Source organism: Mesorhizobium sp. M0052 (genome assembly GCF_040323255.1).
Taxonomy (GTDB): Bacteria; Pseudomonadota; Alphaproteobacteria; order Rhizobiales; family Rhizobiaceae; genus Mesorhizobium.
Window position 1 is genome coordinate 117,038 of record NZ_JAMYUS010000019.1, and the last position, 17,552, is coordinate 134,589.

The following is a 17,552-nucleotide window of genomic DNA, read 5'->3' on the forward strand; positions in this document are numbered from 1 at the left end:
GGCTCAGGTGGCGCTGGCTTTCTCCCGCGCCACCGCCTGCCAGCCTATGTCGCGGCGGCAGAAGCCTTGCGGCCAGTCGATGCGGTCGAGCGCGGCGTAGGCGCGGCTCTGCGCTTCGCCGACCGTCTTGCCTGACGCGGTGATGTTGAGCACGCGGCCGCCATTGGCGACCAGCGCGCCGCCATTGATGGCGGTGCCGGCGTGGAAAATCTCAACACCATCACCGGCCGCCTCTTCCAGCCCGCGGATGACCGAGCCTTTTTCCGGCGTCCCGGGATAGCCCTGTGCCGCCATCACCACGGTCAGCGCGGCATCGTCGCGCCAGCGGATCGAACTGTGCGCCAACTGGCCGTCGACGGCGGCGTTGAGCAGCACCAGCAGATCGTCCTTCAGCCGCATCATCAGCACCTGACACTCGGGATCGCCGAAGCGGGTGTTGTATTCGATCAGCTTCGGCCCCTTGTCGGTGATCATCAGCCCGGCAAACAGAATACCAGCGAACGGCGCGCCAAGCTCGGCCATGCCGCGCATGGTCGGCTCGACGATCTCGCGCATGGTGCGCCCTACCATTTCGGGGCTCATCACCGGCGCCGGCGAATAGGCGCCCATGCCGCCGGTGTTGGGGCCGGTATCGCCATCGCCGACGCGCTTGTGGTCCTGCGCGGTGCCAAAGGGAAGTGCGGTCGTGCCGTCGCACAGGCAGAAGAAACTCGCCTCCTCGCCGGTCATGAATTCCTCGACTACTACCTCAGCGCCGGCGTCACCGAATGCGCCGTCGAAACAAGCATCGAGGGCGGCGCGCGCCTCGTCCAGCGTCATGGCGATGGTGACGCCCTTGCCGGCAGCGAGCCCGTCGGCCTTGATGACGATCGGCGCTCCCACCTTTTCGACGTAAGCCTTGGCCGCAGCCAGTTCGGTGAAGCGGCCATAGGCGGCGGTCGGGATGCCGTATTTGGCGCAAAGGTCCTTGGTAAAACCTTTCGAGCCTTCGAGCCGCGCTGCCCGCTTCGATGGACCGAAGACGCGGATGCCCTGCTCACGCAGATCGTCGGCAATGCCGGCGACCAGCGGCCCTTCCGGCCCGACGACGACGAGATCGATCGCATTGTCCTTGCAGAAGCTGGCAACAGCGGCATGGTCGGCGATGTCGAGCTTGACCAGTTCGGCCTCGTGGGCGATGCCCGGATTGCCGGGCGCGGCATAGAGCCTGGTCAAAAGCGGCGAGGCCGCGATCTTCCAGGCCAGGGCATGTTCGCGGCCGCCGGAGCCGATCAACAAAACGCGCATGCCGATGTCCCTTGTCATTTCACGACAGGGACTGCGCTATTGCCCCGGGCGGCGCGGGTCAAGAGTTTTACCTTGCGCCATACCGGTTGCGCACGGGAACGTCGCGCCGAGAGCACGGCGTCCCCGGCCGGTATCAGCTCTGGAAGACGACCGGGAACCAGTCCTCGCGCAGTTTCTGGCCGGGCTTCATGTCATGGCCGGCATAGGGCGGCGAGGTACGGCCGGGGCGCTCGACGTAGCGCGCGTCGTCGCCGACCCAGCGCAGCGACAGCGCCCGGCGACGCGCCGCGGTCGGATTGCCGCGCGCACCATGCGCGGTGCGGAAGTCGAACAGGATGGCGTCGCCCGGCTCCATCTCCCATTCGAGCACCTTCAGCGACGGGTCCTTGTCTGGATCCGGCACGGGCAGATAATCGCCCTCGCCGGCATAGAAATTGCTGTCATCGAGCCAGCGCACCGGCAGGATCATCTTGTCCCATTTGTGCGAGCCGGCGATCAGCCGCAGCGTCGCTTCCTTGACCGGATCGATCGGAATCCAGAAGCTGACGGTCTGGGTGCCATCGACGAAGTAATACGGGATGTCCTGGTGCCAAGGCGTCGGCTTTTGCGTGCCCGGTTCCTTGACCAGCACATGGTCGTGGAAGAACTGGGCGCTGCGCGACTGCATCGCCGCTGCCGCGAGTTCCGCGGCCGGGGAATTGCGCACCACGTCGACGAATTCGGGAATGCGCTCCCAATTGCAGTAATCGTCGAAGAAGCTGCCCTTGCCGTTGGCGATGTCCGACGCCGTAGCGCTGCGGTTTTGCATGTTGCGCTCGATGCCGGCGCCGATGGTGCCGACCCAGTCCTTGAAAGCGCCGCGTATGCAGACCGCGCCGTCGCGCTGGTAGTCGGCAATCGCTGCGGCATCGATATGTCTGGCGGCCATGTCATGTCTCTCCTGTTTCGATGACCGACTATCGCGGCCGCCGCACATCGCGTAAAATAATAACTTCTCATCCCTCTTATAGCTTTACCCTATGAACCTGACCCTCACCCAGTTGCGCTACCTCGTCACTGTTGCCCGTCACGGCAGCGTCACCGTGGCCGCCCGGATGCTGAACGTCTCGCAGCCCTCGATCTCGGTGGCGATCGACAATGTCGAAGCGACGCTCGGCCAGAAACTGTTCGTGCGCCAGCGCGGCAGCGGCATCGCGCTGACCTCGTTCGGCCGCAGCGCGGTGGCGAAGGCAAAGCAGGTGCTGGCCGAAGCGGACGAACTGGTTGGGCTCGGGACGCGCGACGCCGATGTCGGGGGCGAACTTGTGCTCGGCTGTTTCGAGGATCTGGCGCCCTATTTCGCGCCGGCGCTGATCCGCGCTTTTTCGCAACGCTGCCCGGCGGTCACCGTGGTGGTCCGCGACGAGACCTTCGAGACGCTGGGCCGGCGGCTCGGCGATGCAGCAATCGATCTCGGCCTGACCTACGATCTCGGCCTGCCCTCGCACTTCGCCCGCATCCTGCTGCATGAGCTGCGGCCACACGCGCTTCTGCCGCAAGGCCACGCACTGGCCAGCCAGGCGAGCGTCAGCCTGGCGGAGCTGGCGACCCATCCCTTGATCACCACCGACCAGCCGCATAGCTGGCAGCATATGCTGGACCTGTTCCTCAGCCGCGGCTTGTCGCCGGTCTCGCAATCGACGGCGAGTTCGTTCGAACTGCAGCGCAGCATGGTCGCCAACGGCTTCGGCGTCGCGGTGAGCTACACCAGGCCTTATGGCGACAGGAGTTATGACGGGCTGCCGCTGGTCTGCAAGCCGCTGTCCGATCCGCTGCCGATGCAGCGCATCATCCTCACCCATGACACAAGGCAAAGGCTGTCGAAGGCGGCGCTGGCCTTCACGGAGGTGGCGAAGGAATGGTTTGCCAGCCACGATATTTTCACCGCCTGAGCGACAATGCGGCCGCTTGACGGCGCACGCCGCTGCTGCCACTCCAGCACGATGGAAACCATCCAGTCGAAAGCCGCACAGGGCCGCGTCGCCGACGCGCCGAGCGGCCATTGGGTCTACAAGATATTGCCGCGCTGGCTGTGGCCTTACGCGCAGCTTGCGCGCTGGGACCGGCCGATCGGCTGGCAATTGCTGCTGTGGCCCTGCTGGTGGTCGGCAGCGCTTGCGGCCAGCGCCTATCCCCGCCCGGCAGACCCGTTGCTCACATTGCTGCCGTCGCCGTGGTTCCTGTTCCTGTTCTTTGTCGGCGCCGTCGCCATGCGTGGCGCCGGCTGCACCTATAACGACATTGTCGACCAGGACATCGACAACAAGGTCGAGCGCACGCGCTCGCGGCCATTGCCGGCCGGCAAGGTGACGCGCCGCCAAGCCTGGGCGTTCCTGGTCATCCAGGCCTTGCTGGGCCTCGTCGTGCTGCTGCAGTTCAACGACTTCGCCATTCCGCTCGGCATCGTCTCGCTGGTCATCGTTGCCGTCTATCCCTTCATGAAGCGCTTCACCAACTGGCCGCAATTGGTGCTCGGGCTCGCCTTCTCCTGGGGTGCACTGATGGGCTGGGCGGTCGAGTTCGGCGATCTCGATGGCCCGGCCATCATGCTCTATATCGGCTCGATCCTGTGGGTGATCGGCTACGACACCATCTATGCACATCAGGACAAGGAAGACGACGCAATCGTCGGCGTGCGCTCGACGGCGCGGCTGTTCGGCGACAACACCAAGACCTGGCTGGTCGGGCTTTATGGCGGCACGCTGGTCTGCTTCGCCATCGCCTTCGCCTCGGCGCAGGTGCCGGTGGTGGCGCTGGCCGGGCTGATCGCCGCCGGCGCCCATATGGCGCGGCAGATAGCGGTTCTGGATATCGACGATCCCGATCAATGCCTGCGGCTGTTCAAATCCAACAACCAGGTCGGCTGGTTGATCTTCATCGGCCTGATCGGCGGTGCGCTGTGGGTGGCGCTGAAGCCGCTGGTGTAGGCTCCCTCTTCCTTCTCCCCTTGTGGGAGAAGGTGGATCGACGCGCAGCGCCGAGACGGATGAGGGGTGCTCCAGCGGAGTGAGGCGTTGGCGTTCCCTGGAACACCCCTCATCCGTCTTGCCGCTTCGCGGCAATCCACCTTCCCCCACAAGGGGGGAAGGAGAAGAGCGCTCTACTCTCTCGAAATAATCTCCTGGCCGTCGATCACCAGTCTCAGCCCGAGATTGCCGGCCCTGCGGCGGGCGAGGAAGCGTGGGCGGCGCGTGGTCGAGACCCGGCCTTTGCGGCGATCCTTGGCCGGCAGCGCCTTGATGGCGGCGCCCAGCGATTCCTCAAGCGTGCGGGCAATTCCGTCGGATTCGATCAAAAGCATCTGCAGCCGATAGGCATCGGCCCAGGCGCGCCAGTCGGCGGCGACGTCTTCGAGATCGTCGGCCACCAGCAGCGGCACCGACAGCATCGGGTCGTTGTGTAGGAGTTCCAGGGTTACCGTGACATTGCCTTCCGGATCCTCCATCGCGCGGGCGGCGACGCCGCGAAACGCGTTGGCGGGCAGCGCGATGATCGCCGGCACGCCGCTCATCTCGAGCGTGCGGCGGATGACGGCGCCGCGCTGGTCGATGGTGAAGGTAACGTCGCCATAGTCGTCGCGCGTGGCATAGCTCACCACTTGCGGCAGGCGGAATGGGTCGAGGCGCATGTTGCGCCCGGCCCAGACGGGCTTCAATACACTGTTCATCTGCTGCCTTCCTGTGTTTCTCCTGAGAGCCGTTTTGCGGGTCTCTCCGGGCCGGTTTTCCCGGCCTCGTTGTGTGAAACATTAGCGCGAGCTTCTGCCGCCCGGCTTAAGAAAGTCAGTTAAATTTTGCTGATCTCAGGCGATGGTTATCGGAATGAGACCAGCCACAAAATGTTGAAAGGATCAGATAACCTTACCGGGATTCATGATGCCGGCCGGATCGAAGACGGCCTTCACCCGGCGCATCAGCTCGATCGCCATTGGCGGCGCGGTGGCGATCAGCTCGTCGCGCTTCAACTGGCCGATGCCGTGCTCGGCCGAGATCGAGCCGTGGAAGGAGCGCACGACATCGTGCACGGCATGGTTCATGGCGTGGTAGAGGCCGAGAAACGCTTCGTCGTCACCGCCCTCCGGCCGGGAGATGTTGTAGTGGAGATTGCCGTCGCCCATATGGCCGAAGCAGACCACGCGCGCCTGCGGACTGACCGAAACCACTGCACCGGCCGCCTTTTCGATAAACGCCGGGATGGATGCCACCGGTACCGAAATATCATGCTTGATCGAAGCGCCTTCGGGCTTTTGCGAATCCGGCAGCACCTCGCGGAAGTTCCAGAACGCGTCGCCCTGCGCCAGGCTGGCCGCGATCACCGCGTCGCCGACGATGCCTTGCTGGAGGCCTGCCGACAGCACTTCTTCGATCAGCCCCCTGGCGTCCTCGGCCGAACGGCCCGACGACACCTGCATCAACACATACCATGGCCAATCCTGCGCCAGCGGCCGCGTGACGCCCTGCGCATGGCGCAGCGTGAAATCATAAGGACGCTGGCCGATCAGCTCGAAGGCGGTGAGTGCCGCCCCTGCCCGGTCCATCGCCAGGCTGAACAGCGAAAGCGCTGCTTCCGGCGACGACAGGCCGGCAAAGGCCACTTCGCGCCCCTTGGGCTTGGGAAACAGTTTCAGCACCGCCGCGGTGATGATGCCGAGCGTGCCTTCGGCGCCGACGAACAGGTTCTTCAGATCGTAACCGGTGTTGTCCTTCTTCAGTTTGCGCAGATCGTCGAACACCTCGCCGGTCGGCAGCACGACTTCGACACCAAGGCAGAGTTCGCGCGCATTGCCATAGGCAAGCACGCCGGTGCCGCCGGCATTGGACGAGAGATTGCCGCCGATCTGGCAGGACCCTTGCGCGGCAAGCGACAGCGGAAACAGCCGGTCGGCGGCGTCGGCGGCTTCCTGCAGCGTCTGCAGGATGACGCCGGCCTCGACGGTTACCGTGTTGGAGAAGACGTCGATCTCGCGAATGCGGTTCAGCCGCGACAGCGACAGCACGATCTCGCGGCCGGAGGCATCCGGCACCTGGGCGCCGACCAGCCCGGTGTTGCCGCTTTGCGGCACGACCGGCGTTCCCGTCTCGCCCGCCAGGCGCATGATCCGGCTGACCTCGTCGACGCTGCCGGGACGCAGCACCAAGGCGGTCCTGCCGTGCCATAGGCCGCGCCGCTCGGTAAGATACGGCGCAATATCGGCCTGGTCGCGCAGCGCATATTTGTCGCCGACGATTGCCGCAAAGCGGTCGATGAGAGCGGGGTCGAGGTCGAAGGGTGCGTCGTTCATGGGCGCAAACTATGGCGCTCAGTCGAGCTTGTCACGGGGGGCAGCGGCACGAAACAGCCGATCGTTGATCGCCTCGCCGAGCCCTTCGACCGGGATCGGCTCGACGGCGATCGTCGCCGCGCCGCTGCGGTCGAGTTCCTGCAGATACGCGAACAGATTGCTTGCGGCTTCGCGCAAATCGCCCGATGCGGACAGGTTGCGCAAGGCGGCCGCCGCTTGCCAGCCTTCGGCGCGGTCGCCACCAAAGGCCAGCAAGGCCTCGCCTTCAGCCACACTCTGTGCATCGAGCCGCACCGATGCGCGCGGCGCATAATGCGACGCCAGCATGCCGGGCGCCTCGATGCCGGCTGTCGCGCCGCGCTGCAGCTTGATGCCGGTGACGGCCTCGATATCGGCGGCAGCGATGCCGCCTGGCCTCAGCAGCCGCACGCTGTTGCCTTCGACCTTGACGATGGTCGATTCCAGCCCGACCGGGGTGGCGCCGCCATCGACCACCAGCCGGATTTTGGCGCCGAGATCGGCCGCCACGGCTTGCGCTGTCGTCGCGCTGATCTTGCCCGAAGAGTTCGCGCTGGGCGCGGCCAGCGGCCGGCCGAGCCTGGCGATCAGCTCGCCGCCGAAGCCCCTCGGCATGCGCAGCGCGATCGTATCGAGCCCGGCGGTGACCAGCGGATGGATGCCGTTGCCGGGTCGGAGCGGCAGCACCAGCGTCAGCGGCCCCGGCCAGAACGCCTCGGCCAGCCGCTTCGAAAGCGGGTCGAAGATCGCAATGCGCTCGGCCATCGCGAGATCGGCGACATGGGCGATCAGCGGGTTGAAGCGCGGCCGGCCCTTGGCTTCGAAGATGCGGGCGACGCCGACGCCATTGGTCGCGTCGCTGGCCAGTCCATAGACGGTCTCCGTCGGGATGGCGACCACGTCGCCGCCCTCAAGCAGCGCCAACGCCTGCTCCATCGCTTCGCCGACGGATAGTATCTCAGCCACTCGCTTCACCTCACAGGCACCGGACCTAAAGCGCGTCGCGCTGAACCGGATTCATGCGACGCGCTTTAGGTCTTTGTTTTGATGCATGTCGTTCTCTCAAAACCGGGGCCACTTTTGAGCGACATGCATTAGAGCGGTTCAGCTGTTCGCTTAAACGCTCTAAGTATTTGTTTTTGCGGAATTCCGGACGGAAAACCGCTACTCACTTTTCCTGGAATTGCTCTAATACGGCAGTGGTTTTCGGGCAAGCCGGCGTTGGCGAATTATCAATGCCTAAAATGCTATGTTTCCCTGCAAGCCGGCATCAATCCACTCGGGTTAAGGCTACTTGGGTTAGGGCTGGCGGCTTGTTGGGCAAGGGGACGGTTTCGATGTCGATGCGTGTGCTTGGAGCGCTTGGTTTCACCCTGGCGGCGATGACCGGTGGGGCGCACGCCTCGTCGATCGTCTTTCTCGGCGTCTCGACCTCGACGCCATCGGTCATCAAGGTTGGCGGATCCGAACCGGTCAGGACCGCCTCGACGCCATCGATCGTCGCGCTCGGCGATGCCCAGCCCGATGTGACTTATGAAAAGGTCGCGGCGATCCCCGAAAAGCCTAGGCAGGATCCGATGATCATTCGCGGCGGCATCGTCGGCGGCGCCTTCGCCGCGCCGGCTCCGGCCAGGGCGAGCGCCGCGGCGCCGGCAACTGAGCCGACGGCAGAGACCGCACCAGCCGGAACTGCAACGGCATCGAACGGCAAGCCCGAGTCGCAACCGGCAGCGCCGCAGCCGGCAACAACACCGCAGCAGCCGATCGAGGGCGTCGGCAAAGCCGAGTAGGCCATTCAGCCAAAACAGTCGGCCAAGACAGTCGGCCGATCCATGCCGCTTGACGCCAATCGACAGCCCGGCGCACGATCGGCTTGGCGGCGGCGGCCCCAATTTCGCCAATCGGTTTTGGCATGAGCGCGCCGGGTTGTAGGAGAGCGAGGGGTTATCATGAACATGACGAAATCTTTGATTATTGCCGGCCTGTTGCTGGCGTCACCTATAGGTGTCGGCGGCGCGCAGGCCGGTGACGAGCTAGGGTCCTACGTCGCGCGCATTTCCGATCGCGACCACCATGCCAGCGACGGCTATGAGCTGAGCAGCGCAGCACAGATGGTGCGGCAGGACCGTGCCAACTGGCACAAGTTCCACCGGCGCGACGCCGACGACCAGGGCGATGACTGGTTCCGCAGCAACGATGATCGCGCGTATCTGGAACGCATGCTGAAGCGCAGTGGCGCGATGAGCTCCTCGACACGGAACGCCATCGTCAATGGCGAGCCGCTGATCCAGGTCGACGTCTATTCAGACAGCGTGCATGTCAGCATTTTGGAGGACTGACGGAGTCAGCCTCGGGAGGACTGAAAACAAGACGGGCGGCGTGTGAACGCCGCCCGTGTTCGGGCTTGTCCGTCCCTTAGCTAGCCAGCTATTCTGGAGAAATCAGCCACCTGGTCGGTGGCCGTGCGGATGCGGGCGAGCAATGCCAGACGGTTGGCGCGCACGGCCTGGTCCTCATCATTCACGAGAACACGTTCAAAGAATGAATCAACCGGTTCGCGCAGCACGCTAAGCGCCAGCATGGCGGCGGAAAAGTCTTCGTTTTGAATCGCTTCGCCGGCTTCTCTCTCCGCCTGATTCACCGCTGCAAACAGCGATTTCTCGGCCTCCTCGCGAAACAGCGCCGGCTCAACAGTCTCGGCGACGAGCGTTTTCTTCTTCTCCTCGGCAGCCAGAATGTTGGCCGCCCGCTTGGCGCCGGCGAGCAGGTTCTTGCCGTCCTCGGTGTCGAGGAAGGACCCCAGAGCTTCGACGCGACGCACGATCTGCAGGAGGTCGTCCGAGTGCGATTGGCCGATCTCCCCCCTTGTGGGGGAGATGCCCGGCAGGGCAGAGGGGGGCGCGCCAGAATGAGAGGTCGGCGGGACAGCGCCCCCCTTTGTCGACTTCGCCGCCCCCAAAAGGGGGGAGATTGGCGCGCTTCCACCACCTGCCAGCACGGCGTCAATGAGATCATGCCGAGCGCCCTGGTCGCGGAGATAGACTTTCAGGCGGTCGTGGAAGAAGGCGAGGAGGTCGGGCCCAAATGCCCGTCCAGCCTTAGACGCGAGATAACTCGCCGTTTGATAGGCACTATCGAAGAGCGATGTCAGCGGCAGTGAGATCCCATTCTCGATCAGGATTCTCACCACGCCCAGTGCGGCCCTTCTCAGCGCGTAAGGGTCCTTCGACCCCGTCGGCTTTTCATCAATGACCCAGAAGCCGACCAGCGTATCGATTTTGTCGGCCAGCGCGACGGCAATCGACACCGGATTGGTCGGCACGCTATCCGACGGACCTTGCGGTTTGTAGTGCCCCTCGATCGCCGCAGCCACGGACGGATGCTCACCCTGCAGCAGCGCGTATTTGCGGCCCATTGCGCCTTGCAGTTCCGGAAACTCGCCCACTGCTTCTGTCGTGAGATCAGCCTTGGCCAGCACGGCGGCGCGAGCGGCGAGCGCGGTAATCTCCCCCCTTGAGGGGGAGATGTCGCCGAAGGCGACAGAGGGGGTCGTCTCGCGTGGAGTGCCAACTCCCTCTTTCTTCGAGAGACCGGACGGCGTCGCGGCAGCCGAAGCGACCCCCTCTGGCCTGCCGGCCATCTCCCCCTCAAGGGGGGAGATCGACTGCGCCACTGTTGGCGCCAGCTCCTGCGCCAGCCGCTTGATCCGCTCCACCCGATCGCCTTGCGTACCGAGCTTGGCGTGAAAGGTGACATTGAGATGGTCGAGGCGGGCCATGCGCTGGTCGAGCGGCTTTTTCAGATCGAGCCCGAATTTCTTCGCCGACGCCTCGAGCTGCTCCAGATCCGGCAGATCGCCCTGGTCGGTCTTCCAGAAATACAGCGCGTCCGACAGGCGGGCACGCACCACCTTGCCGTTGCCGTGCGCGACCTCCTTGCCGCCGTCCTTGGCCTCGATGTTGGCGGTGAGGATGAAGCGGTTGGAGAGGTTTTCGCCGTCGCCCTGCGGCCGGGTGACAAAGCATTTCTGATTGGCGCGGATGGTCAGCCGGACCACTTCTGGCGGTATGGCAAGAAAGGCCTGCTCGAATTCGCCCATCAGCACCACCGGCCATTCGACCAGGCCCGACACTTCTTCCAACAACCCTTCGTCCTCGACCAGATCGAGCCCGTTGGCGAAGGCGAGGTTGCGGGCGTCGGCAAGGATGATCTCCTTGCGGCGGTCGCTATCGAGCACGACCTTGGCCGCTTCCAGCTTGGTCACGTAATCGTCGAAGCGGCGCACGGTGATTTCTCCCGGCGCCATGAAACGATGGCCGTAGGTGATATTGCCCGAGCGGATGCCATCGATCTCGAAATCGACCACCACCGGCTCCTCGGTCTCCGGGCCGAAGGTGCACAGAATCGTCTGCAGCGGCCGCACCCAGCGTAGCGAACCGGGCTTGGCTGAAGCCGGCCCCCAGCGCATCGATGTCGGCCAGGGGAAGCCGCGAATGATGGCCGGCACCAGTTCGGCGATGATTTCTTCCGCCGCCCTGCCCGGCTTCGAAATATGGGCGACGTAGAAATCGCCCTTCTTCGGATCGGAATGAACATGCGCCTCGGCAACCGAGGCAAGGCCTGCCTTGCGCAGAAAACCCTGCACCGCCTGTTCCGGCGCCGTCGTCGACGGCCCCTTGATCTCCTCGTGGATATCCTTCGAGCGCGCGGTCAGGCCCCTGACATCGAGCGCCAGGCGCCGCGGCGTCCAGTATTCGCGCGCGGCGTCATAGGTCAGACCCGCCTCGACCAGACCGTCGGTCAGCATCTTCCTGAGATCGCCCGCCGCCTTGCGCTGCATACGGGCGGGGATTTCCTCGGAGCGAAGTTCTAAGAGCAGGTCTGGCATGGTTAAGCTCCCACCCTCCCCTTGATGGGGAGGGTCGGCGCGTAGCGCCGGGGTGGGGTGGCGACCTCTCAGCCGCCGATACCTTCGGCACCATCGCGCAAACGCAGGTGTGATTTTCGTTCTTCCACCGCCGCATAGATCGTATCGAGCACGGAATCCAGTTCGTTTTTGATTTCATGGTTCCAGAAGCGAATGACGCGGTAGCCTTGGCTCTCGAACCATTTCGTTCGACGCTCGTCATGGCGCAGCTGGTCATCGAAGCTGTGATGGGCACCGTCCACCTCAATGATCAGCTTCAGCCGGTGGGAGATGAAATCAGGGAAGTAAACGCCTACCGACGCCTGCCTGCGAAAATGAGTGCCTTCTACTGGAATGCGCCACAGATGCCGCCACAGGATGCGTTCCTCGTCGGTCATCGCCGCGCGAAGCCTTTGCGCAGACTGCAGCTTGAATCGATCGAGTTTTGGCATGGAACGTCGCGCTGTCACCCCCACCCGCCGCTTCGCGGCGACCTCCCCCATCTAGGGGGAGGTAAGAGGGCATAGCAACTCGGCTGACCGCTGTTTCCAGGAATTTTGACCGCCCCTGTCGGGCCGCAACCAGCCCGCCCGTCCTTGGATCAAAGATTTCCATGAACCAAACGCAGCGCTGAAGCGACCAACGCTCAGGCAGGGACCTATTGGCTGAACGACCATGAAAACGGCATCGAGACTTCTCCAGATCATCGCGCTCAGCGCCTGTTTCGCCGCGCAGGTGCATGGCGCCTTCTCGATGCCGGGTGTGCGGCAGGCTATGCGGACCATGGCAGGATCGTCTGGCCAGTTCTCGGCGCCAATCAACATTTCCCCCGAAATGATGAAGTGAGCCTCAGGCGGCGAGCCCGCCGGCCTGGGTCTGCAAAAATGCCTCGCCGCAGGCTTTCGCCAGATTGCGCACCCGCAGGATGTAGCTCTGCCGCTCGGTCACCGAAATCACTCCGCGCGCATCGAGCAGGTTGAAGACGTGGCTGGCCTTGATGCACTGGTCATAGGCCGGGAAGACCATGCGGTGCATCGGCAGATTGTCGTTCAAGGCCGGCGCGCCGGCCGCGAGCAGCGCCTTGCATTCGGCTTCGGCGTCCTCGAAATGCCTGAGCAGCATGGCGGTGTTGGCATATTCGAAATTGTGCCTGGAATATTCCTGCTCGGCCTGCAGGAAGACATCGCCATAGGTGACTTTTTCGGCGCCTTCTCGGCCGTTGAAGTTGAGGTCGTAGACATTGTCGACGCCCTGCACATACATGGCCAGCCGCTCCAGGCCGTAGGTCAGTTCTCCCGCCACCGGCGCGCATTCGATGCCGCAGACCTGCTGGAAATAGGTGAACTGCGACACTTCCATGCCGTCGCACCAGCACTCCCAGCCGAGCCCCCAGGCGCCAAGCGTCGGGCTTGCCCAGTCGTCCTCGACGAAGCGAATGTCGTGCAGCAACGGATCGACGCCGATCGCCTTGAGCGAGCCGAGATAGAGCTCCTGCAGGTTCGGCGGGTTGGGCTTCAGGATCACCTGGTACTGGTAATAATGCTGCAGCCGGTTGGGGTTTTCGCCGTAGCGGCCGTCCTTGGGCCGGCGCGAGGGCTGGACATAGGCAGCGTTCCAGCCCTTGGGCCCGAGCGCGCGCAGCGTGGTGGCCGGATGGAAGGTGCCGGCGCCGACTTCCATGTCGTAAGGCTGCAGGATGACGCAGCCATAGGCGGCCCAGTAATTGTGCAGGGTCAGGATCAGCCCCTGGAACGAGCGGCTGGGATGTATATGGGCTGGACTGTCTGACGTCACGGCGGCCTCGGAAAGCGCTGAAATGATGCCATTCCCTAGTTGCCGGGCCGGCTAGCGTCAAGGCAGCGCCTATCGCCGCCTTGATGAGAGGTTGAACGCTTTGCTTCGGACTGGCCCATTGCCGGACGGTGCCGGTGGCCGTTTGCTCGCCCAGCTTCAACGACAAAGGTTCAGCCATGCAAGGCCAGTTCACCGTACGCCCCGTCACCCGAGAGGATTACGAGCAATGGCTGCCGCTGTGGGACGGCTACAATGCGTTTTACGGCCGCTCGGGCGAGACCGCCTTGCCCGGTGACATCACTGCAATGACATGGTCGCGCTTCTTCGATGCCTATGAGCCGATGCATGCGCTGGTCGCCGAGAGCGAAGGCAAGCTTCTCGGCCTTGTCCACTATCTCTACCACCGCACCACGACGGCGATTTCGCCGAACTGCTATCTGCAGGATCTCTTCACCAATGAGGCGTCGCGCGGCAAGGGCGTCGGCCGGGCACTGATCGAAGACGTCTATACCAGGGCGCAAACCGCAGGCTCCAGCCGCGTCTGCTGGCTGACACACGAAACCAACCACACGGCGATGAAGCTCTACGACAAGATCGGCGATCTCTCGGGGTTCGTCGTCTACCGAAAGCTGTTCTAGAATGAGCGCCAACGCTGGGTCTGCGCCGCGTCGCTTCGCTCCTTGCTCCGCCATAGAATGACGATCGCGATAGGGCGTCTCTATCTCTTTGTTTCTGTCGCAATTCCGAACGGAAAACCGCGCACACTTTCCTGGAATTGCTCTAAGACGCCAAGCCGAAAAAACGGGGCTCAGCGAGCCCCGTTTCATCAGAAGTATGGCCCGATCACCCCTTCGGCGCTGGCGGGGTGGCCGGCTTGACCTTCGGGGTTTCCTGCGCCGTGTTGGATTCGATCGGCGGCAGGCCCTTCATCAGCTTCTGCTGCAAAATGGCAAGCACATCGGGATCCGGCTTCAGGTCGCGCGCCTGATTCCACTGGAAAGTGGCTTCGAGCTTGCGGCCGACGCGCCAATAGGCATCGCCGAGATGGTCGTTGAGCACCGGATCTTCCGGCTTGAGCGACACGGCGCGCTCCATTTCGCGCACGGCGTCGTCGAACCGGCCCATGCGGAAATAGGCCCAGCCCAGCGAATCGACGATGTAGCCGTCGCTCGGCCTGAGGTCGACGGCCTTCTGGATCATCGCCAGGCCTTCCTTGAGGTTCATGTTCATGTCGACCCAGGAATAGCCGAGATAGTTCAGCACCTGCGGTTGGTCGGGGAACAGCTCAAGCGCCTTGAGGAAGTTCGGTTCGGCCTTCGGCCATTCCTTCAGCCGCTCATAGGCGATGCCGCGCTGATAGTAGATGTTCCAGTTGGCATTGGTCGGCGTCTTCAGCACCGCGACCGCCTTGTCGTAGAGAGTGGCGGCGGAGCGGAAATCCTCCTTCGAGGCATAGACCCCGCCTAGCGCCAGATAGGCGCGCATGTCATCGGGGTGAGCTTCGACGAATGCTTTGAGATGGGCGATAGCCTCGTCGTGACGGTTGAGATCGGCAAGGTTGAGGCCGAGCTGCAGGTCGGAAAGCTCCTTCAGCGGCGAAGAGGCTGGAATGCGGCTATAGAGAGCAATGGCGCCTTCACCGTCCTTCAACTGCTCCGCGACGGCGGCAAGCTGCACCAAAGCGGCGTCGCTGTCGGGCTTGAGCGCGAGCGCATATTGCAGATAGAGGCGCACGAACGGCTCGCCGCCGCCGCGATTGAGCGCGATTGCGAGGTCGAGCAGGATTTCAGCGGCGCCTTCGGAGGGATTGGCGACGAAGGGCTCGATCTTGTCGCCCTTGCTGATCCTGTCGCGAAGCGCCTGGATGTCGAGCTTGCCGGGCGCGAACGCCTCGGCCTTGTCGAGCACGTAGAGCGCCTTGTTCTTGTTGCCCTTGCGCGCCAGAAAAGACGCGTAGGCCTGGGCGTTGCGCATCCATGTCTCGGGCGCGGCACCGCCGGCCGTGACGTCGGTCAGGGTCGCGTCATAAAGCGCGTCGGCCTTGTCCGACAGGCCTGCGGCATCGGCGATCAGCGCGCGGTGGAAGGACTTGAACAGGCCGAACCAGTCAGGCCCCTGCAGTTTGTCGATCGAGGCCATCGCCCCGGTGGGGTCGCCGGCGCCCTCTTGTGCCCAGCCGGACATGACGCCGGAAATCAGCCGGTCGAGATCGGACTCGAGCGACAGCTTGAGCCAGTACTGCGCCTTGGTGAAATCCTTCTTGTGGAAGGAATCGACCGCCAGAGCCAGACGCGAGAAGCGCTCGACGTCGGGAACTGCCTTGAGCTTGTCGGCATAGACCAGCGATTCCTCGAAGCGGCCTTGCGCGATCAGCGACAGCATCAGGCTTTGCTGCAGCGAGGTGTCGCCGGGATTGAAGGCGAGCGCCTGCTTGTAATAAGCGATGGCATTGTCGAGGTCGTTGTCGCCTTCGGCGATGCGGGCGGCGAGATAGGCGCCCGAGAAGGAGGTGATCTTGACCGGGTCGGTCGATTCCTTGGCGTAGGCAGGCAGCGGAGAAATCGCCATCCCTGCCACAATTGCCAGCCCCGCGAGCCAGCGCGCACGTCCTTGCCGCATCGTATCCCTTTCAGCCAAGCGCCATCCCGCGTCGGCGCGGAGAAGCCATAGACTCGATGTTTCCTGACAAAGCATGGCCTTTTTGGGGTCAGGCTTCAATCCGGGCCGAATTCACAATCGGGTCACCCGATTAACAAACCATGGCGACGCAGACACTATCGGTTCCGACAATAGCAGATCGGGGTTGGGAGCTACAGCCTGACATCGCGATATCCGCCTGCCGCGACAGTGCTGCACAGGCCGGCCCACTCGCAACCCTGGCAGGCCTCACGCGTCACGCCGGCTGCAAAGGCGGCGCGCAAGCCGGCAAGCGTTGCCGCGTCGAGGCTGAAGCGGACGCCGGCCCGGATCGGCCGGGTCAGCAGCTTGCCGACATCGCGTGCTGCCAGATCGTCCCGGCCGGCGGCGCTTTCGCGCAAGCAGTGGGGCTCCGCCCCGCCGAGCAGCGGCTGGCAGATGTCGTCGGGGCCGGAGACGATCAGAATATCCTCGCCGCGGCCCAGACGTTTCGCGATCACGTCATAGTTGGCGACGAAGGCTGCGCTGTACCCTTCGCCGATATAGGTCAGCAGGCAAAGAAGATGGTGGGAGCGCAGCCGGACGGTCATCGGTCAGGACGCACCAGCGGAGCCTGTTCCATCCCGATGGTATCGGGATGGGGCTCCATCTCTTTGTTTGAGCATGATCTCTTCCGAAAACCGGACTCCACTTTTCGGGATCATGCTCCTGCCGGGTCCGCCTTGTTGCTCCAAAACAGCTTGAGCGTCGCGGCGCCGAGCGCCGATTTCAGCAGGCCGCCGACGAGGAAGGGCAAGAAGCCGAAGGCGATGGCCTGTTCGAGGCCGATCATGAGGGCGAGCCAGGCCGTGCCGAGAACCAGGCAGGCGAGGTTGCCGAGGACCATGCCGGCGAAGGCGAGCAGCACGCGGTTGCCGTTCCAGCCGCGCTCGGCCAGCCAGCCGACGAGCGCGCCGACAAGCGGGAAGGCGAAGAGATAACCGGCGGTCGGCCCGGCAAAATGCTGGATGCCGGCAGCTCCGCCCGACAGCACCGGCAAACCCACAGCGCCCTCGACGAGCCATGCGGCGATGGTGATCGCGCCGAGCCGCCAGCCGTAGAGCGCGCCCACCAGCGTCACCGCAAAGGTCTGCATGTTCATTGGAACCGGCAGCATCGGCACTTCCATGTAGGAGGCGAGCGCAATGGACAGCGTGCCGATGACGATGGCCGCGGCTTGCCAGGCATACGAGCGCGTTTGCAGGCGCAACGGGCTGAAGGAGGGCTTGGAGGGCGAAAAGGCGATGTCGGTCATGGCGGCTTCCCTGGCTGGTTTGAATTATAGATAATTTTGTTGTTCGATCTATTATCGAATCCATATTTGCGCGGGAATGGCAACCCTCGCCCCTAAAAAGGCTTGGGCTTGCGTGCCGAATAAAGGACATTTGGAAGGCTGGCGGGACAGCACCCCCCTCTGGCCTGCCGGCCATCTCCCCCGCAAGTGGGGAGATCGGATGTCGCCTCTGGGTAGTGTGCTGAGAGTTCTGCAAATTCGCTGAGAGAGGGCGGTCATGGCAGGCTGGTGATGTTCAACGTCACCGATTCCCTGGA

The 17,552-nt window shown here is 63.8% G+C and carries 17 protein-coding genes; 6 read left to right on the plus strand and 11 right to left on the minus strand.

Translation table 11 applies throughout. From position 1 onward, the window contains the following. Positions 1-3 precede the first annotated feature (3 nt). Both purD and NKJ77_RS23970 read right to left on the minus strand, forming a co-directional pair. Positions 4-1,287, minus strand: coding sequence for a phosphoribosylamine--glycine ligase (purD, locus tag NKJ77_RS23965; protein WP_031214680.1), 1,284 nt, complete (start codon positions 1,285-1,287; stop codon positions 4-6). Positions 1,288-1,420: 133 nt separating this feature from the next. Then, the gene (locus tag NKJ77_RS23970; protein ID WP_023709886.1) at positions 1,421-2,215 is read right to left on the minus strand and encodes a phytanoyl-CoA dioxygenase family protein; all 795 of its coding nucleotides are present in this window, start codon (positions 2,213-2,215) and stop codon (positions 1,421-1,423) included. A gap of 91 nt (positions 2,216-2,306) precedes the next feature. On the opposite strand from NKJ77_RS23970, the gene NKJ77_RS23975 reads away from it, so the two are divergent. Further along, a complete protein-coding gene (locus NKJ77_RS23975) occupies positions 2,307-3,218 on the plus strand; it encodes a LysR family transcriptional regulator (protein WP_023687123.1) in 912 nt (303 codons plus the stop codon). Positions 3,219-3,269: 51 nt separating this feature from the next. Further along, positions 3,270-4,253, plus strand: coding sequence for a 4-hydroxybenzoate octaprenyltransferase (ubiA, locus tag NKJ77_RS23980; RefSeq protein ID WP_023706640.1), 984 nt, complete (start codon positions 3,270-3,272; stop codon positions 4,251-4,253). 173 nt (positions 4,254-4,426) lie between these two features. On the opposite strand, the gene NKJ77_RS23985 is transcribed toward ubiA, so the two are convergent. The 3 genes from NKJ77_RS23985 to NKJ77_RS23995 all read right to left on the minus strand — a co-directional run bounded on the left by NKJ77_RS23985 (position 4,427) and on the right by NKJ77_RS23995 (position 7,591). Next, a complete protein-coding gene (locus NKJ77_RS23985) occupies positions 4,427-4,993 on the minus strand; it encodes a DUF6101 family protein (RefSeq protein ID WP_352498423.1) in 567 nt (188 codons plus the stop codon). 183 nt (positions 4,994-5,176) lie between these two features. Beyond that, positions 5,177-6,607 carry an FAD-binding oxidoreductase gene (locus tag NKJ77_RS23990; RefSeq protein WP_352535850.1) on the minus strand — a complete coding sequence of 477 codons (1,431 nt, stop codon included), beginning with the start codon at positions 6,605-6,607 and terminating at the stop codon, positions 5,177-5,179. A gap of 18 nt (positions 6,608-6,625) precedes the next feature. Continuing rightward, the gene (locus NKJ77_RS23995) at positions 6,626-7,591 is read right to left on the minus strand and encodes an L-threonylcarbamoyladenylate synthase (protein WP_352535851.1); all 966 of its coding nucleotides are present in this window, start codon (positions 7,589-7,591) and stop codon (positions 6,626-6,628) included. A 371-nt stretch (positions 7,592-7,962) separates the two neighbouring features. Here NKJ77_RS23995 and NKJ77_RS24000 point away from each other — a divergent pair, with 371 nt between their 5' ends. After that, the gene (locus NKJ77_RS24000; RefSeq protein WP_023684360.1) at positions 7,963-8,415 is read left to right on the plus strand and encodes a hypothetical protein; all 453 of its coding nucleotides are present in this window, start codon (positions 7,963-7,965) and stop codon (positions 8,413-8,415) included. Between the two features lie 159 nt (positions 8,416-8,574). After that, positions 8,575-8,964, plus strand: coding sequence for a hypothetical protein (locus NKJ77_RS24005; RefSeq protein WP_023684361.1), 390 nt, complete (start codon positions 8,575-8,577; stop codon positions 8,962-8,964). An 80-nt stretch (positions 8,965-9,044) separates the two neighbouring features. Here NKJ77_RS24005 and glyS read toward each other — a convergent pair whose 3' ends face one another. Next, on the minus strand, positions 9,045-11,513 hold the full coding sequence (gene glyS / locus NKJ77_RS24010; protein ID WP_352535852.1) for a glycine--tRNA ligase subunit beta: 2,469 nt from the start codon (positions 11,511-11,513) through the stop codon (positions 9,045-9,047). A 68-nt stretch (positions 11,514-11,581) separates the two neighbouring features. Further along, complete coding sequence (locus NKJ77_RS24015; protein WP_023692101.1) at positions 11,582-11,983, minus strand: endonuclease domain-containing protein; 402 nt, start codon at positions 11,981-11,983, stop codon at positions 11,582-11,584. Positions 11,984-12,206: 223 nt separating this feature from the next. Between NKJ77_RS24015 and NKJ77_RS24020 the strand changes: the two genes are divergently transcribed. Further along, on the plus strand, positions 12,207-12,377 hold the full coding sequence (locus NKJ77_RS24020) for a hypothetical protein (protein WP_023702047.1): 171 nt from the start codon (positions 12,207-12,209) through the stop codon (positions 12,375-12,377). A gap of 3 nt (positions 12,378-12,380) precedes the next feature. Here the strand turns inward: NKJ77_RS24020 and NKJ77_RS24025 are convergent, their stop codons facing one another. Next, a complete protein-coding gene (locus tag NKJ77_RS24025) occupies positions 12,381-13,325 on the minus strand; it encodes a glycine--tRNA ligase subunit alpha (RefSeq protein ID WP_352535853.1) in 945 nt (314 codons plus the stop codon). Between the two features lie 176 nt (positions 13,326-13,501). Here NKJ77_RS24025 and NKJ77_RS24030 point away from each other — a divergent pair, with 176 nt between their 5' ends. Then, positions 13,502-13,963, plus strand: a complete 462-nt coding sequence (locus tag NKJ77_RS24030) for a GNAT family N-acetyltransferase (protein ID WP_352535854.1) — start codon at positions 13,502-13,504, stop codon at positions 13,961-13,963. A 205-nt stretch (positions 13,964-14,168) separates the two neighbouring features. Here NKJ77_RS24030 and NKJ77_RS24035 read toward each other — a convergent pair whose 3' ends face one another. The 3 genes from NKJ77_RS24035 to NKJ77_RS24045 all read right to left on the minus strand — a co-directional run bounded on the left by NKJ77_RS24035 (position 14,169) and on the right by NKJ77_RS24045 (position 17,256). Further along, complete coding sequence (locus NKJ77_RS24035) at positions 14,169-15,944, minus strand: tetratricopeptide repeat protein (protein WP_031251320.1); 1,776 nt, start codon at positions 15,942-15,944, stop codon at positions 14,169-14,171. A gap of 191 nt (positions 15,945-16,135) precedes the next feature. Beyond that, a complete protein-coding gene (locus NKJ77_RS24040) occupies positions 16,136-16,552 on the minus strand; it encodes a DUF1284 domain-containing protein (RefSeq protein ID WP_352535855.1) in 417 nt (138 codons plus the stop codon). Positions 16,553-16,662: 110 nt separating this feature from the next. Continuing rightward, positions 16,663-17,256 (minus strand): biotin transporter BioY, encoded by a 594-nt coding sequence (locus NKJ77_RS24045; protein ID WP_023684369.1) that lies wholly within the window; start codon positions 17,254-17,256, stop codon positions 16,663-16,665. Positions 17,257-17,552 lie beyond the last annotated feature (296 nt).